A 25,028-nucleotide genomic window follows, 5' to 3' on the forward strand; every position below is an offset into this window, starting at 1 on the left:
CCGTAAAAGAACGGCCCGGAGGCGGGATTTCCCCTCGCCTCCGAGCCGGTCATCATCGACGGATCGCTATCCGCCACCCATCCTCAAGCCTTGAAGAAGGCCAGCAGGTCGGCATTGATGATATCGGCATGGGTCGTTGCCATGCCGTGCGGCAGGCCTTCATAAACCTTCAGCGTCGGCTTCTTCAAAAGCTTGGCCGCAAGCAGCGCGGAGTCGGCGATCGGCACGATCTGATCGTCGTCGCCATGCATGACCAGCACCGGAACTTCGATCGTCTTCAGGTCTTCGGTGAAGTCCGTTTCCGAGAAGGCCTTGATGCAATCGTAATGGGCCTTTGCGCCGCCCATCATGCCCTGCCTCCACCAGTTATCGATGGAGCCCTGGGAGACCTTCGCGCCCGGCCGGTTGAACCCGTAGAACGGACCCTCCGGGATATCCCGGAAGAACTGAGCCCGGTTGGCGACGAGCGCCGCGCGGAACCCGTCGAAGACTTCGAGCGGCAGGCCGCCCGGATTCTTGTCCGACTTGACCATCACAGGGGGAACCGCGCCGATCAGGACGGCCTTGGCGACGCGGCCGTTGCCACCGTGGCGCGCGACATAGCGAGCCACTTCGCCGCCGCCGGTCGAATGGCCGACATGGATCGCGTTCTTCAGGTCCAGATGAGCGGCAAGTTCGGCCACATCGGCGGCGTAGGTGTCCATTTCATTGCCGGTGTCCGTCTGGGTGGAACGGCCATGGCCACGGCGATCATGGGCGATGACCCGGTAGCCCTGCTGCAGGAAGAACAGCATCTGGGCATCCCAGTCGTCGGATGAAAGCGGCCAGCCGTGATGGAAAACGACCGGTTGCGCGTCCTTGCTACCCCAGTCCTTGTAGAAGATCTGCGTGCCGTCCTTGGTGGTGATGGTGCTGCTGCTCATGATGTTCGTCTCCTTCTGGTTGGAATGCGTGGCTGCGGATGCCTTGGCAAGGTCGAGGAAAGGCGGGATCGCCGTCGAGGCGGCAAGACCCATCCCCGCGATCAAAACACGCCTGCGTGTCGTTTTGTTAATCTGGTCAGTCATCTGCCGTCTCCGTTTTTACGTTCGCGATATTTGTTATCGCGATATCTATATGCATAACTGCACGTGAAATCCTTGTCCATAGGAAAAGTTATCGCGATATCATTTTTCGTGGTAAAAGAACTCAACAGCCAATTTGGGAGTTCCCCATGACCAGCCGAACTTCACCGGTCCCCTTGGACAACCAGCTCTGCTTTTCGCTCTACATGGCCAATATCGCCATCAACCGCACCTACAAGCCGATGCTCGACGCCATGGGCATCACCTACCCGCAATATCTCGTGCTGAACGCACTTGCGGAGAACGATGGCCTGACGGTCGGCGCCATCGCGGACCGTCTGTCGCTCGAATCCAGCACCATCACCCCGCCGGTCAAACGCCTTGAGCAGGCGGGCCTGGTGGAACGCCGGCGCAGCACCACCGACGAGCGGCAGGTTCACGTCTGGCTCACGGAAGCCGGCCGGGCGCTTGTCCGGGAAAGCCGCTGCCTCGGCGAAACTCTGACCGCGCGCTCCGGCATGACGCCCGAGCAGCTTCAGGCGTTCAACCGGCAGGTCCTGACCTTTCTCGGCGCGCTCACGGCAGAGGACTGAGCGACGGCCGGACATTTGCCGAAGGATCGGGATTGCCTCGCCTTGCGCTTTCCCTTTCGGCCGTCTGTTGGGTAGACTGGCGGTCAGGAGATTCCGGCCGGCGGCGACCGGCCGGCCTCACGGCAATCGGAAGGAACCCGCATGACTGCACTTGAACGCCGCATCGACCAGGGCGTGGGCCGCGAGCCAGCCGACATCGTTCTGAAGGGGGGCCGTTTCTTCGATCTCGTCACCGGCGAACTCATCTCCTCCGACATCGCCATCTGCGGCGACACCGTGGTCGGCACCTGCGGCAACTATTCCGGCCGCGAGGAAATCGACATCACAGGCAAGATCGTGGTTCCGGGCTTCATCGACACCCATCTCCATATCGAAAGTTCGCTCGTTACCCCGCACGAGTTCGACCGCTGCGTCCTGCCTTATGGCGTCACCACGGTCATCTGCGATCCGCACGAGATCGCCAACGTGCTTGGAACCGAAGGCATCCAGTATTTCCTCGATTCGTCCGAGCAGGCGATCATGGATATCCGCGTGCAGCTCTCTTCCTGCGTTCCCGCGACCCATCTGGAGACGTCGGGCGCCGACCTGCCCATCGAACGCCTCCTACCCTTCCGCAACCACCCCAAGGTGATCGGCCTCGCCGAGTTCATGAACTTCCCCGGCGTGATCCACAAGGATCCCATCTGCATGGCCAAGCTCGAGGCCTTTCAGGGCCAGCACATCGACGGCCACTCACCGCTTCTCTCCGGCAACGACCTGAACGGCTATCTCTCGGCCGGCATCCGCACCGACCACGAATGCACCAATGTGCCGGAGGCCATGGAGAAGATCCGCAAGGGCATGCACATCCTGGTGCGCGAGGGCTCCGTGTCGAAGGACCTGCACGCGCTGATGCCTATCATCACCGAACGCCTGTCGCCCTTCCTTGCCCTCTGTACCGACGACCGCAATCCGCTCGACATCGCCGAGGAAGGTCACCTCGACTACATGATCCGCACGGCTATCGCGCATGGCGTCGAACCGCTCGCCGTCTACCGCGCCGCCTCCATCTCGGCGGCTCGGGCCTTCGGCCTCAGGGACCGCGGCCTTGTCGCCCCCGGCTGGCGGGCGGACCTCGTCGTTATCGACAGCCTCGAAAACTGCAAGGCCGATATCGTTTTCGCCGCCGGTCGCCGCGTGACCCCGGAACTCTTCGCGACCCGCAAGCCGGTCGCGCCCGTCGGCCTCGACAGCGTCAAGGCGCGGATCGTCAAGGCCGCCGATTTCGGCGTTCCCGTCTCCGAGGGCGAAACGCCTGTGATGGGCGTGCTTCCCGGCAAGATCATCACCGAACACCGCCGCTACCGCCTGCCCACCGCCGGCAACCAGAGCAGCGTCGATCTCGACCGCGACATCATCAAGGTCGCCGTGATCGAGCGCCACGGCAAGAACGGCAACCACGCCAACGGCTTCGTTCAGGGTTTCGGCCTGAAGAAGGGCGCAATCGCCTCCACCGTCGGCCATGACAGCCACAACATCTGCGTCGTAGGCGTCTCCGAGGATGACATGGCGCTCGCCGCCAATCGCCTCGGCGAAATCAAGGGCGGCTTCGTCGTGGTCGAAGACGGCAAGGTGACCGGCGAGATCCCGCTCCCCGTCGCCGGCCTCATGAGCCTTGAACCCTACGAGGCCGTTCGCGACACGCTGCATCACCTGAGAAAGTCCGCCTATGCCCTTGGAACGACTCTGCAAGAGCCCTTCCTCCAGGTCGCTTTCCTCCCGCTTCCGGTCATTCCGCACCTGAAGATTTCCGACAAGGGCATGGTCGACGTGGATCAGTTCCGCCTGATAGGGTGAGGACTGGCAAATTCCGAACCTGTAAGATCTTATCGAAACAGGTAAAGGCGTTGCCACGTGATACCGCCTTCCTTGCTGCCAGTCATAAGCTCCGCCGCGGACCAGGATTCATGCCAACCCCTGCAGTTGACGCCTCGCATCCGACCATACGCCAGAGGATGACAAGCCTTTATTATGGTCGCGGCAAAGCAGCGGTCCGTTTTCAATTTGCCATGATGGTCATCGACCTCGCCATCATTGGCTTCTTTCTCGCCGGCCCTTATCTGCGCAACCGACCATCCTATATCGTGATCGACTATGCAATCGCGCTTTGGATGGCGCTGGAGTTGGCCGCCCAATGGTCTGCATCGACCTCTACCCGCAGATGGATGGCGAAGCCGATCACATGGCTCGATATCTTCGTGTTTTGCACACTGCTCTTTCCCCAATGGCTGTTCAACTTTGCATTCCTGCGCGTGGTCCGCATCTGGGCAGTGGCGCAACGGCCGATCTTCCGGCTGATGCTGAAACGTATCGGCCTTCGAGAGCAGACCGATGTCGTCAAGGCCTTCCTCAACTTCATCGTGTTCCTGTTCCTTGTAACCGGCTTCGTCTACAGCTTCTTCTTCTATTATGAGGATTCGGGAAGCGGCTTCATCGATGCGCTTTATTTCACCGTGGCGACGGTGACGACCACCGGCTTCGGCGACGTCACTCTTCCCGGAACCTTCGGCAAGCTGACCTCGGTCATCACCATGATCATCGGCATCTCGCTGTTCGTACGCCTTGCGCAGGCCATCGTACGGCCACACAAGGTGACCTTTCCCTGCCCACAATGCGGCCTCAACCGCCACGATACCGATGCCGTGCATTGCAAGGCCTGCGGACACATACTCAACATACCGGACGAGGGCGCCTGATCCCGTCCGGTATATTCTGAAAAGGCTCAGTGCCGGTAAAGCACCATGCCTGCGTGATGAAGGATATCGCTGCGGAAATCGCCATCGGCGGTAAAGCCGGTGTCGTCCCAGTATTCGATGTGGCTGCCGCTTACTTCGTAGCGGCCCTCATAGGCGTGCTCGCGATTTCCGCGGGCCTCCACATAGCGCCCGTTGGGCAGAAGCTCGTGACGAACGTGGCCGTCACCCGTTACCCACAATCCTACATAGGGATGGCTCTTCATGTCTCTCTCCTGAATTTCGGTAATCTCGCCGGAGAAATTCCCGGCCCTTGGCGGCGTCATCACGAAAAGGGTGATGTAGGCGATGGCGGCAACAAGCGCGATCATCGCCGGTGTATCGTTTGAAAAATCAACCATTCAGCCCATATCTCCGTTCCAGACGATCCTGTCGTTCGGAATGGATCCGCCCGACCGTCGCAAGAACGTGCCGGGCACCCGCAGCAACCCAGCGCAGAGGGCTTTCCAGAATATATTGAAGTGCAGACATCTTCCCGTCCTCCTGGATTTTGCATCTCGCCGCCCGTCGGCGATTGACGGTGATATGGGGATCGGGACCGAGGAAGTGGTAGAACACTTGGCCGCAAGGATTGCACAATCCTCCGAATTGCACGATCCTCCATTTGGGGTTTCCCGTCAGACATCCTAGCTAAGACCCGAAAAGCCAGAACAATCAGGGCTCAGGAGCAGCCTCGCCATGAAACCGCATATCGAATTGAAAGAGCTGATTGCACGACACGCCACGCAGGAAGGCTTGCAGGCAACCCCTGTTCCGCGCCTGACGCTGATCCGCGCCAGCCAGCCGACCGAGCCGATGCACGGCGTACACAAGCCATCGATCTGCATCATCGCCCAAGGGCGCAAGCGCGTTCAGGCTTGCGAGCGGGTGTTGGAATACGGTGCGGGAAACCATCTGATCGTCTCCCTCGATCTGCCGGTGCTCGGCCATGTCATCGATGCGACGCCGGAGGAACCCTATCTCTGCCTGCGGCTCGATCTGGACCTGGCTCTTCTCGGCACGCTGGTGCTGGAGATGAATGCTCCGATCGGGCAGACCACCCCCTCATGCAAGGCGCTTGGCGTTGCACAAACACCCGACGCGTTGCTGAATGCAGCAATCCGGCTCGTTGGATTGCTGGACAAGCCGCAGGACATTCCCTTCCTCGCACCGCTGATCGAACGGGAATTGCTGTACCTGCTGCTGCGCGGCGAACATGCCGGCCTCCTGCACCAGATGCTGACGCCGAACCACCGCCTGCAGAACGTCAACCGTGCCATCAACTGGATCCGCACCAATTTCCATCGCCCCTTCTCGATAGAAATCATTGCGGCCGAGGCCCGCATGAGCAGCTCGTCCCTGCACGAGCACTTCCGTGCCATGACCAGCATGAGCCCGCTGCAATACCAGAAGCAACTCAGGCTTCAGGAGGCACGCCGGTTGATCCTGACCGAAGCACTCGATGCAGCAACGGCAGGTCGCAAGGTGGGCTATGACAGCCCATCCCAGTTCAGCCGCGAATATCGCCGGCAGTTCGGAGCACCGCCGGTCTCCGACGTGACGCGGCTCAAAACCCGCCCCGGAGATCTGGCGGAGGCCTGAATTTCAGGCCCACAGGCAGCCTTCACACAATCGCGCAGAAACCATCGAGCGGCGCAAGGTGAAGGCTCGCCTTCTCCACGGTGCCGCTGTAACCGGGCAGGTCCAGCACCTGCTTCACGGAGACGCCGACCGGCAACACCACCTTGTGGGCCTTTCGGCCCATATTGAAGGCGAAGAGCAGCCGCTCCTCGCCCTTGGACCGGATGAAGGCCAGAACGTCTTCTCCGGCATCGAGGAACTGCATGTCGCCATCGATGAGCGCCACGTGCGTCTTCCGGAAGGCGAGCATGGCGCGGTAATGCCCGAGCACCGACGTCGCCTCTCCGTCCTGCACGTCGACCGCCAGCGCCGCATGCTCGGTCGGCACAGGTAACCATGGTTTCGAGGCCGTGGTGAAACCGCCATTCGCCATCTCCCCCTTCCAGGGCATCGGCGTGCGGCATCCGTCACGCCCCTTGAAGGCCGGCCAGAAACGAATGCCATAGGGGTCCCGCAGGTCCTCAAAGGCAAGCTCGGCCTCCGGCAGTCCCAGTTCCTCGCCCTGATAGAGGCAGATCGAGCCGCGCAACGCCGCAAGCACGCTGATCGCCAGCTTCGCCACCTTGGCGCGCTCCGCCTCATTCTGCGCAAACCGGCTCGCATGCCTCGTGACATCGTGGTTTGAAAAGGCCCAGCAGACCCAGCCATCCGTCACCGAGCGGAAGAAATCCTCGACGCAGCGGCGAATGTGGGATGGCGTGAAATCCGGTCCGAGAAGGTCGAACGTGTAGCACATGTGCAGCTTGTCGCCGCCGGCGGTATAGGCCGCAACCGTCTTGAGAGAACGCGCACCATCGCCGACCTCGCCGACACTGGCGCGATCGGGATATTCATCGAGCAGCGCCCGGAAACTCTTCAGGAATTCAACGTTTTCCGGCCGCGTCTTGTCATAGAGGTGGTTCTGCATCCCGTATGGATTGACGTCGGGCGCATCGAGGCCCGCATCGTCGCTATCGGGAGCATGCGGCGGGTTGTCCCTCAGTTTCTCGTCATGGAAATAGTAGTTCACCGTATCCAGCCGGAAGCCATCGACACCCCGTTCCAGCCAGAAGCGCACCGCCTTCAGGAGAGCGTCGCGCACCTCGGCATTGTGGAAGTTCAGATCCGGCTGCGAAGCGAGGAAGTTGTGCATGTAATACTGCTTGCGCACGCCGTCCCATTCCCAGGCCGGCCCGCCGAACACCGAGAGCCAGTTGGTCGGCGCCGTGCCATCGGGCTTGGCATCCGCCCAGACGAACCAGTCCGCCTTTGGATTGTCGCGGCTCGACCGGCTTTCCTTGAACCAGGGATGCTGGTCGGACGTATGCGACAACACCTGATCGATGATGATCTTTAAGTCCAGCCGGTGCGCCTCGGCCATCATCGCATCGAAATCGGCGAGTGTCCCGAACATCGGGTCGACGTCGCAGTAATCGGATACGTCATAGCCCATGTCCGCCATCGGCGAGGTGAAGAAGGGCGACAGCCAGATCGCATCGACACCGAGCGATGCGATGTAGGGCAGCTTCTCCGTCACGCCCTTGAGGTCTCCGATGCCATCGCCATTGGTGTCCTGAAAGGACCGCGGATAGACCTGATAGATCACAGCCCCGCGCCACCAGTCGGCAGTGCCAACGCCAGATTTCGTCTTGTCATGGGCCTTGTTGGAGGCCTTGCTGTGACTTGAGGTCATGGAGAGTTCCTGAATGGAGTTTCCGGATCGGCGGGAATCGTGATCTGAATAGTACCGTCTCGCGACAAAAGGCCAAGCGGCGGCCGGGACCAATTCCATCGCGAGCGCCACCGGGGAACACATCGGGGTAGAGGATGAGCGAAACCGAAAGACTGACGCTTGCAGAAGCGGAAGCCCGCGTGGCGGCGGCCTGTCGCCGCGCCGGCGCAAGTCCCGCTGCAGCCGTTTCGCTTGCCCGCGCCACGATATCGGCCGAAGCCGGCGGCAATACCCCGGTTGGCCTCTCCCATCTCATCGATTACCTCGCCGCCCTGCGGGAGGGTCGGATCAACGGCGGCGCGGAACCGGTGATTACATCCCCCGCCCCCGCTCTTATCCGCTCGGATGCCGACGGCGGCATCGCCCAGCTCGGCTTCGACCTCGCCTTCGACGATCTGGTCGGGAAAGCGAGAAGCCTCGGCCTTGCGCTCTTTGCCCAGCGGGGCAGCTTCACCTCGGGCGAACTCGGCTACTATCCGTTCCGGCTGGCGCAGAAAGGCTTGGTATCGCTCGCCTTCACCACCGGCCCCGCCTTGCTGACGGTGGAAGGCGCGACGCGGCCGCTCTACTGCACCAATCCGCTGGCCTTCGCCGCACCCGCCGGCGCGGACGGTCCGCTCCTGATCGATCAGGCGTCGAGCAGCACGGCTTACGTCAATATCCGCAGTGCCGCCGAGCGTGGCGAAACGATCCTGCCTGGTTGGGCGGTCGACAGCCAGGGCCATCCGACCACCGATCCGCATGAGGCCATGCGCGGCGCGCTTCTGGCCTTCGGCGGATCGCGCGGCGCCAATATCGCGCTGATGGTCGAAGTTCTGGCATCCGGCCTTTCCGCCGCCAACTGGTCGATGGACGCGCCGTCTTTCACTGAAGGCGACCAGAGCCCCGGCTCGGGCCTCACCGTCATCGCCATCGCACCCGCTCTTCTGGACGAGGATTTCGAAACGCGCCTCGCCGCCCAGCTGAAACGGCTGGCAGAGGAAGGCGTGCATGTGCCGGGTATTACCAAGGCGAAATGGATGAAGACTGCGGCATCCGCCGGCATTGCGGTCGGGAAATCCCTTCTCCAGCGCATCGACGGATGCGTGCCCCCACTGCGGCTGACATCAACCTGTAATACTACCATCACATAAAGCCGGGGAACGAAGAAAGCGGGAGTCGCATGACCGCGCTCCCTGATGTGCGGGCTGCCGCGCGGCGATCATCCGGGTGAAAGAACGGGGCGCGGCGATCCCGGAGGTGGCGAGAACATGCCCAGACTGACCATCGTGACCGATGCCTGGCATCCGCAGGTGAACGGGGTGGTGCGCTCCATCGAGAACACCAACCGCGAGCTAGCGGCAATGGGCGTCGAGGTGTCGATGCTCACGCCCCAGCCCTTCCCCAGCATTCCAATGCCGACCTATCCGGAAATCCGTCTTTCGCTCGCCCGCTACACGCAGGTCGCGCGCTTCATCGAGGACCAGAAACCGGATTACATGCACATTGCGACCGAAGGTCCGCTTGGCCTCTGGGCACGCCGCTGGTGCCTGAGGCATCACATGCCCTTCTCGACCAGCTATCACACCCGTTTTCCCGAATATGTCGCCGCCCGCGCACCGATCCCGGTGTCCTGGCTCTATGCCTATGTCCGCTGGTTTCACAATCGCGGCGGCGCCTGCATGGTCGCCACCGATAGCCTGCGCCGCGAACTCTCGGAAAAAGGCCTGAACAACCTCTGCCTCTGGAGCCGCGGCATCGACACCACGCTTTTCCGTCCGCGCCCGCGGCAGGAAAACCCCATGGGCCTGCCGCGCCCGATCTTCATGACGGTCGGGCGCGTGGCGGTGGAAAAGAACCTGCCGGCCTTCCTCGATCTCGACCTGCCGGGTTCAAAGGTTGTGGTCGGCGACGGCCCCGCCCGCGCCGAACTGGAAGCCCATTATCCGCGCGTCCATTTCACCGGTCTGAAGACCGGCGAGGATCTCGCCGCGACCTATGCCCAGGCCGACGTCTTCGTCTTTCCGTCGAAGACCGACACCTTCGGCAACACCATCCTCGAAGCCATGGCATCGGGTGTTCCGGTTGCGGCCTTCCCCGTCACCGGTCCGGTTGATATCATTCCGGCGGAAAGCGGCGCGGGTGTTCTGGACGACAACCTGAGAAACGCCTGCCTGAAGGCGCTCGACTGTCCACGGGACAAGGCGCGCGCCCTTGCGGAAACCTTCTCGTGGCAATCCGCTACGACCCAGTTTCTCGACAACGTCATCGAAGCGAAGACGCAGGCCCGGCGCAAGCGCCTGCTGCTGCGCCACCCTGGTCGGCAACTCGGCGCGTAAAAAAGGGAAATCAGCGCTTCTTCTTGCGGTTTTCGAACGGGTTGTCCGACGCCTTGAAGTGAATGCGGATCGGCACGCCGGGCAGCTGGAAATCGTTGCGCAGACCGTTCGTCAGGTAGCGCACATACGATTCCGGCAGCGCATCGGCTCGTGTGCAGGATATCATGAAGGCCGGCGGGCGTGCCTTCACCTGCGTCATGTACTTGAGCTTGATGCGTCGGCCGGAAACTGCCGGTGGCGGATGCTGGATCTGCTGATGCTCCAGCCAGCGGTTGAGCTTGGCGGTCGAGATGCGACGGTTCCACACGCGGTCGGTGTCGATGATGTTCTGCATCAGCTTGTCTAGACCGTAGCCGGTCTGGCCGGAAATCGGCACGGCGCGGATACCGCGGGCCTGCGGCAGCAGGCGCTCGGTCTTCTCGCGCAGGTCGGCAAGCACCGCCTGCGGGTCTTCGACCAGATCCCACTTGTTGAAGGCGAGCACGGCGGCGCGGCCTTCGCGCAGCACCAGATCGGCGATCTGCAGGTCCTGCTTTTCGAAGGGAATGGTGGCGTCGAACACGATCACCACCGTCTCGGCAAAGCGGATGGCGCGTAGCGCATCGGCAACGGAAAGCTTTTCGAGCTTTTCCTGCACCTTCGCCTTGCGCCGCATGCCGGCGGTGTCGAACATCTTGATGGTGCGGCCGCGCCAGTCCCATTCGACGGAAATGCTGTCGCGGGTGATGCCGGCTTCGGGGCCGGTCAGCAGACGGTCTTCGCCGAGGAAGCGGTTGATGAGCGTCGATTTGCCGGCATTCGGACGGCCGACGATCGCCACGCGCAGCGGCTTGGTCTCGTCATAATCAGGCTCTTCCTCTTCGTCACCCTCTTCAAGGCTGCCCGGCGCGACGGAGACATTGGTCACCGCCTCGTCGATTTCCTCGGGGAAAGCGCGCTCTTCGCCGATTGCCGCAACGATGGCATCGCGCAGGTCGATCATGCCCTGGCCATGCTCCGCCGAAATCGGGCAAGGTTCGCCAAGGCCGAGCGTGAAAGCGTCGTAGAAGCCGCCGTCCGAGCCGCGGGCTTCGGACTTGTTGGCAACCAGCACCACCGGCTTGCCGCTGCGGCGCAGCAATTCGCCAAACGTCTTGTCGAGCGGCGTCAGGCCGGACTTGGCATCGACCACGAACAGCGTCAGGTCGGCTTCATCGATGGCCGCCTCGGTCTGCGCCCGCATGCGGCCTTCCAGCGTGTCGGGGCCGGTTTCTTCGAGACCAGCGGTATCGATGATGGTGAAGCGTAGATCGATGAGCTTGGCGTCGCCCGGGCGGCGATCGCGCGTCACGCCGGGCGTATCGTCGACAAGCGCCAGCTTCTTTCCAACCAGACGGTTGAAAAGCGTGGACTTGCCGACATTCGGACGGCCGACGATGGCGACGGTGAAGCTCATTCGGTTTTATCCTTCCGGGCGAAAGCGCCCAAAACGGCTCAGGGCGCCTTGCCGGAGGCGGTGATGTTGTCGAGCAGCATGCGGGCGCGGTTCGCCACATTGCGCGGGGCTTCGGCATCCTCGGTTATCTGCTCGAACCATTCGCGCGCGCGCACCATGTCGCCAGCCTTGTAGGCGGCAAGCCCAAGCGCTTCGCGAGCGGAATGGCGCATCGCGTCGGTCGGGGTCGCCATGGCCTCCACTTCGGCGGAAACCTGCTCATAGGTGCCAGTGTCGATCAGCAGCCACGCAGCGCGCATATGCGCCACATCGCGGATCACCTGCGGAACGGAATTGTCCTTGCCGATGTCGGTAAAGGCGGCGATTGCCGCAGCGGCATCGCCCTTCTGCGCCTGAACGGTGGCCGAGCGCATGCGGGCCAGGACCGCATAGGCGCCGTAGCCGTCCTTCTCCAGGGCAGCGAGGGCTGCGGTGGCCTCGTCGTTCTTGCCTTCGTTGGCAAGGGTCAGTGCGGCGAGAAACTGGTCGCCCGCGCCGGACGAACGGTGCGAGTGCCAGTATTCATAGCCGCGATAGCCCGCGGTGCCAAGAACGATCAGGAGAGCGGCGCCGATGATGATCGGTGCGAATTTCCGCCAGGCCATCTTGACCTGCTCCGAACGGAGCTCGTCATTGACCTCGCGAATAAAGCTGTCGTTGTTATCCACCATGTCTCGTTCCGGAAGGCCGGCCTTTCAACTGCATTCTGCTGCGTAAGCGGCCTTCCTAGAGCAAAGGATGCCCAAATGGAAGCATCCTTTGCGGTCACAAGGGCGGCACCGGCGGGGAAAATGCCCCAAACGGGGCATTACATCGGGAGGGGAGCCACGCCGATCAGCCACAGGTGGAGCTTCCAGACGAACAGCGCCCAGATCACCGCACCCACGCCGATGGCGATCACGTCGTACTTCGCCGAAACGAAGGGGCGCAGCGTGACGAGACCAGCCCGCTCCCGGCGCTTCAGCGCAATGCGCAGGATGACGCCCCAGGCGAGGAACGAGCCGAACAGCAGCACGGAAGCAAGATCGCCATTGGTGAGCAGATGGGCGAAGGCCCAGATCTTTACGCCGAGGATCATCGGATGCTTGGTCTTCGTCGCAATGTGGCCCGCGGGAAGTTCGGCGGCGGCAAGACAGATCGTCGACAACAGCATCAAAGTCACGGTGAGATGCGACATGCCGGCCGGCGGGAACCAGAGATTGACGGTCGGCGAAATCGACCATCCATAGATCAGAACGACGATCGAGACGATGCTGGCGAGGGAATAGATGCCCTTCCAGCCATTTTCGCCGAACTTGTCGACCATTCCCGATCTGAAATTCGGGGCAACGACCCGGACCAGATGCAGGCCAAGAAACAGGATGATCCCGAGAATCAGGATTGCCATCGATAAGACCTCGTCTTGATAATGTTCATCATGGAATAGTGATGTCCGATGCCAATTTCCAGTGTGTTCAAAGCTTCGCCGCATTTGGATGACAGGACGCCCGCTTGATTTCGTAACGGGTTCCAGCATGCTTCGTTCGTCCGCCATCCTTTCGCTCGCCTTTTTCCTGCCTCTGCCGCTGATGGCCGAGCCGCTTCAGGAGGCCGGGCAGAAGGCAGACCAGACAGCACCAGCCCCGCAGGAGCAGACGACGCCCGCCCAGGAAAAGCCGAAGCAACTGCTGCTGATCTCCTTCGACGGCGCTCATGACAACGCACTATGGACCAGGAGCCGCGATATCGCGCGACGCGCCAACAACGCCCACTTCACCTACTTCCTGTCCTGCACCACACTCATTCCGCGCTCCGCTTCCAAAGGCTATCAGGCGCCGGGCAAGAAGGCCGGCCGTTCCAATGTCGGCTTCGCGCCGACCGTGGAAGACGTGACGACCCGGCTCGACAACCTGTGGAATGCCCACCTTGAAGGCCACGAGATCGGCAGCCATGTCTGCGGTCATTTCGACGGCAAGGACTGGTCGAAGGCCGACTGGCTTTCGGAATTTTCCACCTTCCGCACGACGCTCGCCAATGCATGGAAGGCGAACGGCGTGGGGGACAAGGAGCCCCAGGGCTGGCAGGATTTCGCCGCGCATGGCGTCAAGGGCGTCCGTGCCCCTTACCTTTCGGCCCCGGACAGCCTCGTCGAAGCCGAGAAGGCCTTCGGCTTCACCTTCGACGCAAGCCTCGTGACCAAGGGACCGGCACTGCCGCAGCAGGATGGTTCGGTCACCCGCTTCGGCCTGCCACTTATTCTCGAAGGACCGCAGAACCGCCGCATCATCGGCATGGACTACAATCTCTTCGTTCGCCACTCCGCCGGCATCGACAACCCCTCGCGCTCGCAGGAATTCGAGGAACGCACCTATGCGGCCTTCAAGTCGACCTTCGAAGACCAGTACAATGGCGAACGCATCCCGGTTCAGTTCGGCTTCCATTTCGTCGAGATGAATGGCGGAGCCTACTGGCGCGCCATGGAACGGCTGGTCACCGACGTCTGTCAGCGGACGGATGTCGCCTGCGTCAGCTATTCTGAGGCGATGGATATCCTGGCGAAGCGGCAGGCGCCTCCCCGTTCCTGAGACTGAACGGGGATATTTCCGGCCTCCTTCTGAAAAACAATCCGGCATCATCAAGGACTTGACGAGAACGGCCCCTCTCTGGCGTCCCCGTCCGGCCGTGATCGCCTAGTCTGGTGAAGCCATCGGATGGGAAACCGGCTTCGCGAACCGGCGCACCAAGGATCATGAGCCGGTTGCCGATGGCGGTTGCAATCAAGGTCTTTCGGAACCCTCCGACGATAATCCGAAGACCGAGGCGAAGATTGTAGCCGGGGCAGGCGGAACGCCTGATACCAATACCCAAGTTCAACCCCGCCTGCCCTTCTCCCAAAACGAAACCGCGCCGGAGTGATCCGACGCGGCTGAAGGTGCAGGCTATTCGGCAGCTATCAGTGTTTGTTCGCCTCGATCTCGCCGAACTGCTGTTCGCGCTCGAGATATTTCTGGTCGATTTCCGGCAGCGCCTCGTTGTCGATGGCGGCTTCGAACGTGCGCAGACGTTTGTAGATCGAGAGCAGTTCGACGATCGTCGGCCACACATTGACGAGATACTGGAACGAGTTCGACACCTGACCGAAGGCGGTCGCGATCTGCTGGTAGATACCGTAGGTGATCTTCACCGCGACGAAGGTCGGCACCAGCATGAAGAGCAGGAAAAGACCGTCCGCCTGACCGTAGAACGACCGTGCGAGGTTGAAGTAGGTGTAGTGGAAGTAGAGGCGGAAATAGTTTTTCCGCACGTTGGAGAAAAGCTCGGCAACGGTCAACGGCTGCGCGCGGTCGGCATGGTCCTCGCCATAGACGAGTTCCTTGCGGTATGCGGCCTCGACGCGCTGGTTGCGGAACTCCAGCCCCGGCAGCTTGATGCCGACCAGCGCCAGCAGCGCGGTGCCAAACACCGACCAGACGAGCGCCAGCCAGAACAGGCTGTGGGGGATCTGGCCGATAATCGGCAGGTCGGTGACGTATTTCGACAGCACGAACAGGATCGGCAGGAAGGCGACGAGGTTCATCACCGCGTCGATCAGGCTGACGCCGAGCCCCTCGAATGTGGTGGCGAAGCGCATGGTGTCTTCCTGCACGCGCTGGGACGCGCCTTCGATATGGCGCACCTTCTGCCACTTCGACATATAGTAGTTGTTCATCGCCGAACGCCAGCGGAACACATAGTGGCTGACGAAGAAGCGCACCACGACGAAGACCGCAACGTTCAGGAAGGCGATGCTCCAGAACGTGATCATCAGGCTGTAGAAGTCCCAGTCCGTAATACCGGGCTTGCCGGTCAGTGCGTTCTGCAAGAGATCGCCGAAGGGCCGCCGCCAGTTGTTGAGCAGCACTGACACCTGAACGTCGAAATAGGTGGTGAAGATGATGAAGTAAGAGCCCCAGATCGCCCAGTGCCGCCACGGATGATCCTTGGCGTAGTATTCCCAGAACAGGCCGAAGACCGCCGCCCATACACCCGTATAGAGGTAGAACCACAGGTAGTCGGCGGTGATGAAGAAGCTCAGGTTGATGATCGGCTCAGCATCTTCCGGCATCGGCTGGAAGCCGAGTGCCGCACCCATCTGCGCGCCTGCCAGATACCACACGAGGATCGCAAGCAGGGTCCAGATGGCGAAGGATGAGAAGAACAGTTTCGGTTTGGGAAAGAAGGATTGAAACACGGGGCGGGTTGCTTTCTCGGCGTGAAACGGGAGGGCGTTTGAAACCCGGTCTGTGGCCCGAAATTAGGGCAGAACAAAGAACCCGGCAACGCCATTACCAAAATGTAACCGAACCGGACGAAGCCAATTCACAACTTAGCCGCAGAGGCTCGGCTTCGCCCCTGCCGCGACGACTCAGGCGAGCCGCCGGTAAACCGGCATAACCACAAGCGCCGCAGCAAGAAGCGCGACTGCCGCGGCAATCGTTCCGGCATCGAAGCTGCCCGTCCATTCCGCGAGCAAACCCGCCACCAGCGGGCCGAGGATCTGGCCGACACCGAAGGCTGCGGTCAGGAAAGCGAGCGCGCGACGCTGGCTCTCCCGCGCAAGCTGGCGACCGATCCTCAGCGCGTAGGCGGTGATGATCATGAATGTGGCACCCAGCATCAAACCGCCGACGATCGGCGCATAGGGCGAAGGCAGCAGCACCGAGCCCAGAACACCCGCCGCCTCGACCAGCAGGCTCGTCACATAGGCGCCGCGCAACCCGATACGGATCATGACGGGCCGCCACGCGAACAGGGAAACCGCCGCCGTGCAGCCCGCCAGGAACCATGTCAGAAACTCCACCATCGGCCCGGCGTCGCTCATGCGCGCCATGGTGACGACGAATGTGGCGGTCACCACATAGCCGAAACCGAACAGGGCATAGGAAATCGTCAGCAACACCAGAGGAAGCTTCCACACGAGCGGCGGCTCGGGGCTGGGCTTCGCCTCGTATTTCGGAGCCGGCGGCAGAAGCACGATGACGATCAACAGGGCAATCAGGCTGATTGCGGCACCCGCCAGCCAGTCCACCTGCCACGAGGCAATCCCGTACGGACTGGAGAAAGCCACGATGGCCACCATCAGAGACGAGACGGCAATCCCGAACCCCACCCCGCCAAAATGGGTCGACTGGACCGCCTCGCTACCGGCCCGCGCGGCATGACCGAGAACGACGGTGGTTATGAAGATCATGGCGAAGGCGCTGGCGAGACCGGCAAGGAAGCGCAGCACGCAGAAGGCCCAGACGGTTTCAACGCCGGCCATGGCGGCCAGCAGAAGCGTACTGATCGTCAACGCAGCAAGCCCCGCGCTGCGCTCCCGGCCGGCAACCCAGCCATAGGCCGCAAGGATGGCGCCCGCCAGATAGCCAGTGAAGTTAGCCGCCGCGATCAAACCCGCATCGCCGCTCGAAAGACCGAGATCGGTCACCATGCCCGGCAGGATCGGCGTGAAAGAGAAACGCCCGAAACCCATGGCCGCCGCCATTGCCAGCGCGCCGGCGAGAGCCGTCTTGAAAAGATCGAAACCTTGGAAATTGCCTTTTGTCATAGCCGGCTTATCGCACTGCACCAACGGCGCAACAAACCACAAATACTGATCACCGGCTCAACGCAGCTTGATGGAAAGCAGGCGAAAGGGGCCAGTCTTACAGATCTTCCAGATCGAGGTCATCATCAAGCGGCAGCGTTGGTGGCCGCTGATGTCCGTGGCGAATGGCCAGAATCACCACCACGGCGGGGCGCACTTCATAGTCGATCAGATAAGGCCCCTGCACGAACCGGAAGACACCCGGCATCGGAAGCTCTTCGGAAACCCTTCCGATATTGGGGAAAGTCGAAAGATGCTCTTTCAGTCGCTTCAGGTTCTCAACGAAATCACGGGCCGCTTGCGGATTACGCGCTCGCAGATAGTCAGCCTCGGACTTGACGTAGTCACGTGCTCCGGGCGACAGGACGACCTTCAAGCAGCCGCATCCTTGGCCGCGCCTTCCAGTTCCCGGATCACCTCGTCCAGATCGACCCCGCGCCCCTGATCAACGTCAGCCTGGGCCGCAGCCAACTCCATGAGTTCACGACCTTCCGCAGCGAGATAGGATTTCAGGGCGCGGACGATGACCCAACTGCGGCTACGCTCGCAAATCCGCGCGATCTCCTCGACATCCGCGAGAACATCGACGGGAAGCCGCATGGTAAGAGGATCGGAAAGAGTGCCTGTTTTCTGCATTTTTTCCTCCATTTGTAATACAAAATAGCGCGCCTGACCGGGAAGGTCAAACGCGCTGTAGGACCGGTGGCAGAGGTGAAGAGATACGCACTACTCCGCAAGCGTCAGGATGATCGGGCCGTTGCGGGTGACGACAACGGTGTGTTCGAACTGCACCGTCGGCGCCTTGGGTTCGCTGAAGAGCGTCCACGGATCATCGCCATCCTCGGCCCACAGGCCGCCGATCGAAAGAAACGGCTCGACGGTGAAGACCAGTCCCTCCTCCATGATCCGCGTCTCGTCCGGATCCGGCCAGGTCGCAAGCTCCTTCGGCTCCTCGTGCAGCGAATGGCCGATGCCATGGCTCGCAAGGTTCTGGATCAGCGTGTAGCGGTTCTTCTTCGCGAATGTGCCGATGGCATTGCCGATATTGGCCATGGGCTGGCCGGTGCGGACCTGGTTGAGCCCGACCCACATCGCCCGCTTGCCGTCGCGCACCAGCCGCTCGAGCTTCGGGGTGACCGGCGGCACGATGAAGGACGATCCGGTATCGCCGAAGAAGCCTGCCTTCTCGCCGGAAACGTCGATATTGACGAGATCGCCGGCGAGGATCTTGCGGTCGCCCGGAATGCCGTGGGCGACTTCCTCGTTGACGCTGATGCAGGTGGCGCCCGGAAACTGGTAACAGAGTTCCGGCGCCGACTGCGCGCCGGCGTCTTCCAGAACCTTGCGGCCGATCTGGTCGAGTTCCCGCGTCGTGATACCCGGCTCCAGCGCCGCAGCCATGGTCTTGACCGCCACCGCACAGATATGGCCGATCTCCTTGAGGCGGGTCAGGTCGTCGTCGCTGGATACAATCATCGCTCGTCTTTCGGGCCGAAGGCCCTGTCTTGTCGCAAAGGGGATGCGGGGTGCTTACGCCCCCGCTTCCGACGGGGTCAATGCCTTTCGCACCAGAGGCGCGACTTTTGTGCCGTAAAGCTCGATGCCGCGCATGATGTCCTTATGCGGCATCGGGCCGATCGCCATCTGCAGCATGAAGCGGGTATTGCCGAAGAGCTTGTGGTTGGCGACGATCTTTTCCGCAACGGTTTCCGGATCGCCGACGAACAGCGCCCCTTCCGGCCCGCGCGACATGTCGAAATGGGCGCGGCTTGTCGGTCCCCAGCCACGCTCGCGGCCGATTCGGTTCATCACGATCGCCTGCGGCTCGTAGAAAGTGTCGGCCGCCTTCTCGGTCGTGTCGGCAACGAAGCCGTGCACGTTGATAGAACTCTTCAGCGTCTTCGGATCGAGGCCCGCCTTGGTTGCGCTCTGGCGGTAGAGATCGAAGAGCGGCGCGAAACGCCGGGGTTCGCCGCCGATGATGGCCAGCGCCAGCGGCAGGCCGAGATAGCCGGCCCGTGCCGCTGATTGCGGCGTGCCGCCAATGGCGATCCATAGCGGCAACGGATCCTGCAACGGACGCGGATAGACGCCACGCCCGGCAATCGGCTTGCGCGTCTCGCCCTCCCAGGTCACCACCTCGTTTTCGCGGATCTCTCCGAGCAGTTGCAGCTTCTCTGCAAACAGCAGGTCGTAATCCTCGAGGTCATAGCCGAACAGCGGAAAGCTCTCGATGAAAGACCCCCGTCCCGCCATGATCTCGGCGCGGCCGTTCGACAACAGGTCGACAGTGGCGAACTGCTGGAAGACGCGGACAGGATCGTCGGAGGAAAGCACTGTGACGGCGCTCGTCAGGCGAATGTTCTTTGTCTTGACGGCAGCAGCGGCAAGAATGGTGGATGGCGACGACGCCATGTAATCGGGACGATGGTGTTCGCCAAGACCGAAGACATCGAGACCCACTTCGTCGGCCAGCTGAATTTCCTCCAGCAGATCGTCGACACGGCGCTTGGCTTCCGCGCCCTTGTTGGCGGCATTCGGATCGACGTCCGCGAAGGTATAAAGTCCGAGTTCCATGACGATCTCCCGTTGAAGTCACGACACAAATAGAGATCGGAAGGGACAAGGGCAAATCACCGGAAAGACAACACAGTGTTCGCTCGCAAGCGGGTGGACGTTCCGGCCCATTGCAAAAAAGACAACGGGCTGACCTCCAAAAACGCGATTGCCAGCACGCTCGGTTTGCGCGTAACTTTTCATCATCTTTTGCGGCGCAGCAGAACGCCGGTTTTATGTGGGAGAGGTAAAGATGGGCAGAACAGTCGTCGTCACGGGCTCGACCAGCGGCATCGGCCTTGCAATTGCAAAAGCCTTTGCGGCGGAAGGCGATAACGTCGTCATCAACGGTTTCGGCGACGCGGCCGAGATCGAGACGATCCGCAAGGGTCTCGAAGCGCAGGGCGGACGCGCCATCTATCATGGCGCAGACATGACGAAGCCCGCCGAGATCCGCGACCTGATGGCGACCGCTGCCCGCGAGTTCGGCATGGTCGAGGTGCTCGTCAACAATGCCGGCATCCAGCATGTCTCCCCGGTCGAGGATTTTCCGGAACACAAGTGGGACCAGATCATCGCGATCAATCTCAACAGCTCCTTCCACACCATCCGCGCCGCCGTTCCGGCAATGAAGGCAAAACGCCACGGCCGCATCATCAACGTCGCGTCCGCCCACGGCCTGATCGCCTCGCCCTTCAAATCGGCCTATGTGGCTGCAAAACATGGTATCATGGGCCTCACGAAGAGCGTGGCGCTGGAGCTTGCCGAATTCGGCGTGACCGCGAACGCCATCTGCCCGGGCTATGTGCTGACGCCGCTGGTGGAAAAGCAGATCCCCGACACGGCCAAGGCCCGCGGCATCACGGAGGAACAGGTGAAATCCGAGGTCATGCTGAAATTCCAGCCGACCAAGGAATTCGTCGCAGTCGAGGAGGTCGCAGCCACCGCGCTGTTCCTCGCAAGCGACGCGGCAAAACAGATCACCGGCACGCATATCTCGATCGATGGCGGCTGGACCGCACAGTAAAGCGGCACGCGATACCAGAGGGAAAATCGGGGCGAATGCCCCGCAATAAAAAGGCGCTCAATGACCGACAGCATCCGCTTTATCCTGAATGGCGAGGACATCGCCCTTTCGAGCTTCGAGCCGACCGAAACGCTTCTCGATTTCCTGCGCCTCAAACGCCGGATGACGGGCACCAAGGAAGGTTGCGCCGAAGGCGATTGCGGCGCCTGCACGGTGCTGGTCGGCCGTCTCGTCCATGGCAAGCTGACCTATGAGACGGTGAATGCCTGCATCCGCTTTATCGGCTCGCTCAACGCCACCCATGTGGTGACCGTCGAGCATCTGGCCGCAGCCGACGGTCAGCTTCACCCCGTCCAGCAGGCCATGGTCGACTGTCACGGCTCGCAATGCGGCTTCTGCACGCCGGGCTTCGTCATGTCGCTCTACGGTCTGTGGCTGAGCAATTCCAACCCGTCCCGCGCCGAGATCGAACGAGCGCTGCAGGGCAATCTCTGTCGCTGCACGGGTTACGAGCCGATCGTCAAGGCGGCCGAACTTGTGTCGCGCACCCGGCCAAGCTCGCTCTTCGACCCGCTGGAGCGCGACCGCGCCAGCATCATGGCGCGCCTGTGGAACCTGCAGACGGCCGAGACGATCACCATCGTCAAGGACGACCGTCGCCTCATCGTGCCGGGTTCGGTCGCAGCGCTCGCCGATATCCTTGCGGAGGAACCCAAGGCGACCGTGGTTGCCGGCGCGACCGATGTCGGCCTCTGGGTGACCAAGCAGATGCGGTCGATCAACCCCGTGGTCTTCATCAATCATCTCGCGGACCTGCAGACCGTTACCGTCGACGGCAAGGGCATCACGCTTGGCGCCGGCGTCAGCTATGCGCAGGGTTTTCAGACGCTGCGCAAGGAAATCCCCGCCTTCGGCCGTCTGATCGAACGCATCGGCGGCCAGCAGGTGCGCAACATGGGCACCATCGGCGGCAATGTCGCCAACGGCTCGCCGATCGGCGACACGCCGCCCGCCCTGATAGCGCTTGGCGCAAAAGTCAGGCTGCGCTCCGCCGCCGGCAGCCGGGAACTGCTGCTCGAGGATTTCTTCATCGACTACGGCAAGCAGGATCGCCGCACCGGCGAATTCGTCGAGAGCATTTTCGTGCCCCGGCCGGAAGCCGATGCCCACTATGCGGTCTACAAGATCTCCAAGCGGCGCGACGAGGATATCTCCGCTCTCTGCGGCGCTTTCCATCTCTCGCTCGCCGCCGATGGCAGCGTGTCCGGTATTCGCATCGCCTTCGGCGGCATGGCCGCAACCCCGAAACGCGCCCGCGCGGTGGAGGCCGCTCTCTTCGGCAAGCCCTGGACGCAAGCGACCGTCACCGAGGCCCGCGATGCCTTCGACCAGGACTACAAGCCGCTTACCGACTGGCGCGCCACGGCCGACTATCGCCAGCTCACGGCAAAGAACCTCTTGACCCGGTTCTTCCTGGAAACATCGGGAACGCCGCAGGAACTCCAGCGTTTCGAGCGGGAGGAAGCGTGATGAGGAACCGCCTTGTCGATTTGCCCCTCACCCTGCCCCTCTCCCCGCAGGCAGGGAGAGGGAATGCAGACGTCGCGGCATCTCCCTTCTCCCCGTTTCCACGGGGAGAAGGTGCCGGCAGGCGGATGAGGGGCAGGAACGCGGACGCAGGAATTTGACCCATGGATAAGGCGAGCTACGAACTCTACAAATATATCAACGGCCCGATGCACCAGCCGCTGCGCCATGATTCAGCTCATAAGCATGTCAGCGGAAGTGCCGAATATATCGACGATATTCCCGAACCTGCTGGCCTTCTGCATGGCGCGCTCGGCATGGCGGATCGCGCGCACGCGGAAATCGTCTCGATGGATCTTTCCGCGGTCAAGGCCTATCCGGGCGTCGTCTGTGTACTGACCGGAAAGGATGTACCCGGCGTCAACGACGTCTCATCCGGCGGACATCACGACGAGCCGCTGCTGGCTGAAACGAAGGTGGAATTCCACGGCCAGCCGATCTTCGCCGTCATCGCCGAAACGCGTGACGCCGCCCGCCGCGCCGCGCGCCTCGCCAAGGTCGAATACAACGATCTGCCCTTCTGGACCGATGTCGATGGCGCTCTTGAAAACGGCGCTCCGCTTGTCACCTCCGGCATGACGCTGAAACGCGGCGAGCCGGAAGAGGAACTCGCCAAGGCCGAGCATCGTATTAAGGGCACGATGCGGATCGGTGGGCAGGAGCATTTCTATCTCGAAAGCCACATCGCGCTCGCGGTTCCCGGCGAGGACGAGGATGTGACCGTCTGGTCCTCCACCCAGCACCCCTCGGAAGTGCAGCACATCGTCGGCCATGTGCTCGACATTCCCTCCCACGCGATCACGGTCAACGTGCGCCGCATGGGCGGCGGTTTCGGCGGCAAGGAAACCCAGGGCAACCAGTTCGCCGCCCTTGCGGCGCTTGCCGCCAAGAAGCTCAACCGCGCCGTCAAGTTCCGTCCCGACCGGGACGAGGACATGACCATGACCGGCAAACGCCACGACTTCCGCATGGATTACGACGTCGCCTTCGACAAAGAGGGACGCCTTCATGCGATGGTCGCCAACTTCGCCGCCCGCGGCGGTTATTCGGCCGACCTCTCAGGCCCCGTCACCGACCGCGCGCTCTTTCACGCGGATTCGAGCTATTTCTATCCGCATGTGAAACTCACCTCTCAACCGCTTAAAACCCATACGGTTTCCAACACCGCCTATCGCGGTTTCGGCGGTCCGCAGGGCATGCTGGGCGGCGAGCGCATCATCGAGGAAATCGCCTATGCGCTCGGCAAGGACCCGCTCGAAATCCGCAAGGCAAACTTCTACGGCGACCTCGGCTCGGACCGGGTGTTGACCCCCTATCACCAGACGGTCGAAGACAATATCATCGCCCGCGTGGTGGAGGAGCTTGAGACATCCTGCGACTATCAGGCACGGCGCAAGGCGATCATCGAGTTCAACAGGACAAGCCCGATCATCAGGAAGGGCATCGCGCTGACCCCGGTGAAGTTCGGCATTTCCTTCACGCTGACCGCCTTCAACCAGGCCGGCGCGCTGGTGCATGTCTATCAGGACGGCTCGATCCACCTGAACCATGGCGGCACCGAAATGGGTCAGGGGCTCTACACCAAGGTGGCGCAGGTCATCGCCGACAGCTTCCAGGTGGATGTCGAGCGGGTGAAGATCACCGCGACCACCACCGGCAAGGTGCCGAACACTTCGGCCACCGCCGCCTCTTCCGGCACCGACCTCAACGGCATGGCCGCCTATGACGCCGCCCGCCAGATCAAGGAACGCCTCGTCGCCTTCGCGGTCGAGAAATTCGAAGTGCCGCCGGACGAGGTGGAATTCCTGCCGAACCGCGTGCGCGTCGGATCGAAGGAAATCCCCTTCCCGGATTTCGTCCGTCAGGCCTATTTCGCCCGCGTCCAGCTTTCGGCGGCGGGCTTCTACAAGACGCCGAAGATCCACTGGGATCGCGCCGCCGGCCGCGGCACGCCCTTTTACTACTTCGCCTATGGCGCCTCCTGCTCGGAAGTCTCCATCGACACGCTGACCGGCGAATACCTGATGGACCGCACCGACATCCTGCACGACGTCGGCAAGTCGCTCAACCCGGCGATCGACATCGGCCAGATCGAGGGCGGCTTCGTGCAGGGCATGGGCTGGCTGACGACGGAAGAACTGTGGTGGGACGGCAAGGGCAGGCTGCGGACGCATGCGCCCTCCACCTACAAGATCCCGCTCGCCTCCGACCGGCCGAAGATCTTCAACACCCGGCTTGCCGAATGGTCCGAAAACGCCGAACCCACCATCGGCCGCTCCAAGGCCGTTGGCGAACCGCCTTTCATGCTGGCGATCTCCGTGCTGGAAGCGCTCTCCATGGCTGTCGCAAGCGTCGCCGACTACAAGGTCTGCCCCCGTCTCGACGCGCCGGCAACGCCGGAGCGGGTGTTGATGGCGGTGGAGAGGTTGAAGGCGATCTAGGAGATGTTGTCTTCGAGAGGAATCCCCCTCTGGCCTGCCGGCCATCTCCCCCACAAGGTTGGAGAGACCTGGAGGAAATCTCTTGTTCACATCCAGAGGGACGCAAACAAGCAGCTCTCGCGTGGCAAAACTTGGAGGGGAGCAGCCTCACGTACGACCTCCCCCTTTGAGGGGGGTGAGGAGCGGTCCGCGCAGCGGAGCAATCGATCCAGTGAATCGATTGCAGCGACGAACGCCGGC

The 25,028-nt window shown here is 62.0% G+C and carries 22 protein-coding genes; 10 read left to right on the plus strand and 12 right to left on the minus strand.

The features are described from left to right. Nucleotides 1–83: 83 nt before the first annotated feature. The gene (locus NBH21_RS09375) at nt 84–923 is read right to left on the minus strand and encodes an alpha/beta fold hydrolase (RefSeq protein WP_250916404.1); all 840 of its coding nucleotides are present in this window, start codon (nt 921–923) and stop codon (nt 84–86) included. Nucleotides 924–1,213: 290 nt separating this feature from the next. Between NBH21_RS09375 and NBH21_RS09380 the strand changes: the two genes are divergently transcribed. The 3 genes from NBH21_RS09380 (at nt 1,214) to NBH21_RS09390 (ending at nt 4,392) form a co-directional block, all read left to right on the plus strand. Beyond that, nucleotides 1,214–1,657 carry a MarR family winged helix-turn-helix transcriptional regulator gene (locus NBH21_RS09380; RefSeq protein WP_250915758.1) on the plus strand — a complete coding sequence of 148 codons (444 nt, stop codon included), beginning with the start codon at nt 1,214–1,216 and terminating at the stop codon, nt 1,655–1,657. 141 nt (nt 1,658–1,798) lie between these two features. Beyond that, a complete protein-coding gene (ade, locus tag NBH21_RS09385) occupies nt 1,799–3,493 on the plus strand; it encodes an adenine deaminase (RefSeq protein ID WP_250915757.1) in 1,695 nt (564 codons plus the stop codon). 110 nt (nt 3,494–3,603) lie between these two features. Beyond that, the gene (locus tag NBH21_RS09390; protein WP_425340395.1) at nt 3,604–4,392 is read left to right on the plus strand and encodes a potassium channel family protein; all 789 of its coding nucleotides are present in this window, start codon (nt 3,604–3,606) and stop codon (nt 4,390–4,392) included. 26 nt (nt 4,393–4,418) lie between these two features. Here the strand turns inward: NBH21_RS09390 and NBH21_RS09395 are convergent, their stop codons facing one another. Next, nucleotides 4,419–4,790: an Atu4866 domain-containing protein gene (locus NBH21_RS09395; protein WP_425314359.1), complete on the minus strand. Its 372-nt coding sequence runs from the start codon at nt 4,788–4,790 to the stop codon at nt 4,419–4,421. Between the two features lie 337 nt (nt 4,791–5,127). On the opposite strand from NBH21_RS09395, the gene NBH21_RS09400 reads away from it, so the two are divergent. Continuing rightward, entirely contained in the window at nt 5,128–6,030 is a 903-nt protein-coding gene (locus tag NBH21_RS09400) for an AraC family transcriptional regulator (protein ID WP_250915756.1), read from the plus strand. A 22-nt stretch (nt 6,031–6,052) separates the two neighbouring features. Here the strand turns inward: NBH21_RS09400 and bglA are convergent, their stop codons facing one another. Then, nucleotides 6,053–7,741, minus strand: a complete 1,689-nt coding sequence (gene bglA, locus NBH21_RS09405) for a beta-galactosidase BglA (protein ID WP_250915755.1) — start codon at nt 7,739–7,741, stop codon at nt 6,053–6,055. A 134-nt stretch (nt 7,742–7,875) separates the two neighbouring features. Here bglA and NBH21_RS09410 point away from each other — a divergent pair, with 134 nt between their 5' ends. Further along, nucleotides 7,876–8,913 (plus strand): Ldh family oxidoreductase, encoded by a 1,038-nt coding sequence (locus NBH21_RS09410; protein WP_250915754.1) that lies wholly within the window; start codon nt 7,876–7,878, stop codon nt 8,911–8,913. A 117-nt stretch (nt 8,914–9,030) separates the two neighbouring features. Further along, a complete protein-coding gene (locus NBH21_RS09415; protein ID WP_250915753.1) occupies nt 9,031–10,098 on the plus strand; it encodes a glycosyltransferase family 4 protein in 1,068 nt (355 codons plus the stop codon). 10 nt (nt 10,099–10,108) lie between these two features. On the opposite strand, the gene der is transcribed toward NBH21_RS09415, so the two are convergent. The 3 genes from der to NBH21_RS09430 form a co-directional block, all read right to left on the minus strand. After that, complete coding sequence (gene der, locus NBH21_RS09420; protein ID WP_250915752.1) at nt 10,109–11,533, minus strand: ribosome biogenesis GTPase Der; 1,425 nt, start codon at nt 11,531–11,533, stop codon at nt 10,109–10,111. 38 nt (nt 11,534–11,571) lie between these two features. Continuing rightward, nucleotides 11,572–12,243, minus strand: a complete 672-nt coding sequence (locus NBH21_RS09425; protein WP_250915751.1) for a tetratricopeptide repeat protein — start codon at nt 12,241–12,243, stop codon at nt 11,572–11,574. Nucleotides 12,244–12,380: 137 nt separating this feature from the next. Beyond that, the gene (locus NBH21_RS09430; RefSeq protein ID WP_250915750.1) at nt 12,381–12,959 is read right to left on the minus strand and encodes an NnrU family protein; all 579 of its coding nucleotides are present in this window, start codon (nt 12,957–12,959) and stop codon (nt 12,381–12,383) included. A 127-nt stretch (nt 12,960–13,086) separates the two neighbouring features. Here NBH21_RS09430 and NBH21_RS09435 point away from each other — a divergent pair, with 127 nt between their 5' ends. Then, complete coding sequence (locus tag NBH21_RS09435) at nt 13,087–14,136, plus strand: polysaccharide deacetylase family protein (RefSeq protein ID WP_250915749.1); 1,050 nt, start codon at nt 13,087–13,089, stop codon at nt 14,134–14,136. 368 nt (nt 14,137–14,504) lie between these two features. Here NBH21_RS09435 and sbmA read toward each other — a convergent pair whose 3' ends face one another. The 6 genes from sbmA to NBH21_RS09465 all read right to left on the minus strand — a co-directional run bounded on the left by sbmA (nt 14,505) and on the right by NBH21_RS09465 (nt 19,754). Beyond that, entirely contained in the window at nt 14,505–15,782 is a 1,278-nt protein-coding gene (gene sbmA / locus NBH21_RS09440) for a peptide antibiotic transporter SbmA (protein ID WP_250915748.1), read from the minus strand. A gap of 174 nt (nt 15,783–15,956) precedes the next feature. Continuing rightward, nucleotides 15,957–17,138, minus strand: coding sequence for a YbfB/YjiJ family MFS transporter (locus tag NBH21_RS09445; RefSeq protein WP_250915747.1), 1,182 nt, complete (start codon nt 17,136–17,138; stop codon nt 15,957–15,959). A gap of 97 nt (nt 17,139–17,235) precedes the next feature. Beyond that, a complete protein-coding gene (locus NBH21_RS09450; RefSeq protein WP_250915746.1) occupies nt 17,236–17,553 on the minus strand; it encodes a type II toxin-antitoxin system RelE/ParE family toxin in 318 nt (105 codons plus the stop codon). Beyond that, nucleotides 17,550–17,777, minus strand: coding sequence for a CopG family ribbon-helix-helix protein (locus NBH21_RS09455; RefSeq protein ID WP_250916402.1), 228 nt, complete (start codon nt 17,775–17,777; stop codon nt 17,550–17,552). The genes NBH21_RS09450 and NBH21_RS09455 overlap by 4 nt, the downstream gene beginning before the upstream one ends. Nucleotides 17,778–17,903: 126 nt before the next feature. Next, on the minus strand, nt 17,904–18,653 hold the full coding sequence (gene map, locus NBH21_RS09460) for a type I methionyl aminopeptidase (RefSeq protein ID WP_250915745.1): 750 nt from the start codon (nt 18,651–18,653) through the stop codon (nt 17,904–17,906). Nucleotides 18,654–18,707: 54 nt separating this feature from the next. Next, nucleotides 18,708–19,754, minus strand: a complete 1,047-nt coding sequence (locus tag NBH21_RS09465) for an LLM class flavin-dependent oxidoreductase (RefSeq protein WP_250915744.1) — start codon at nt 19,752–19,754, stop codon at nt 18,708–18,710. 232 nt (nt 19,755–19,986) lie between these two features. Between NBH21_RS09465 and NBH21_RS09470 the strand changes: the two genes are divergently transcribed. The 3 genes from NBH21_RS09470 (at nt 19,987) to xdhB (ending at nt 24,788) form a co-directional block, all read left to right on the plus strand. Then, entirely contained in the window at nt 19,987–20,760 is a 774-nt protein-coding gene (locus NBH21_RS09470; protein ID WP_250915743.1) for a 3-hydroxybutyrate dehydrogenase, read from the plus strand. 60 nt (nt 20,761–20,820) lie between these two features. After that, on the plus strand, nt 20,821–22,290 hold the full coding sequence (xdhA, locus tag NBH21_RS09475; RefSeq protein ID WP_250915742.1) for a xanthine dehydrogenase small subunit: 1,470 nt from the start codon (nt 20,821–20,823) through the stop codon (nt 22,288–22,290). Between the two features lie 161 nt (nt 22,291–22,451). Continuing rightward, on the plus strand, nt 22,452–24,788 hold the full coding sequence (gene xdhB / locus NBH21_RS09480; protein ID WP_250915741.1) for a xanthine dehydrogenase molybdopterin binding subunit: 2,337 nt from the start codon (nt 22,452–22,454) through the stop codon (nt 24,786–24,788). The last annotated feature ends 240 nt before the right edge of the window (nt 24,789–25,028 follow it).

The organism is Ciceribacter sichuanensis (assembly GCF_024055605.1).
Taxonomy (GTDB): domain Bacteria; phylum Pseudomonadota; class Alphaproteobacteria; order Rhizobiales; family Rhizobiaceae; genus Allorhizobium; species Allorhizobium sichuanense.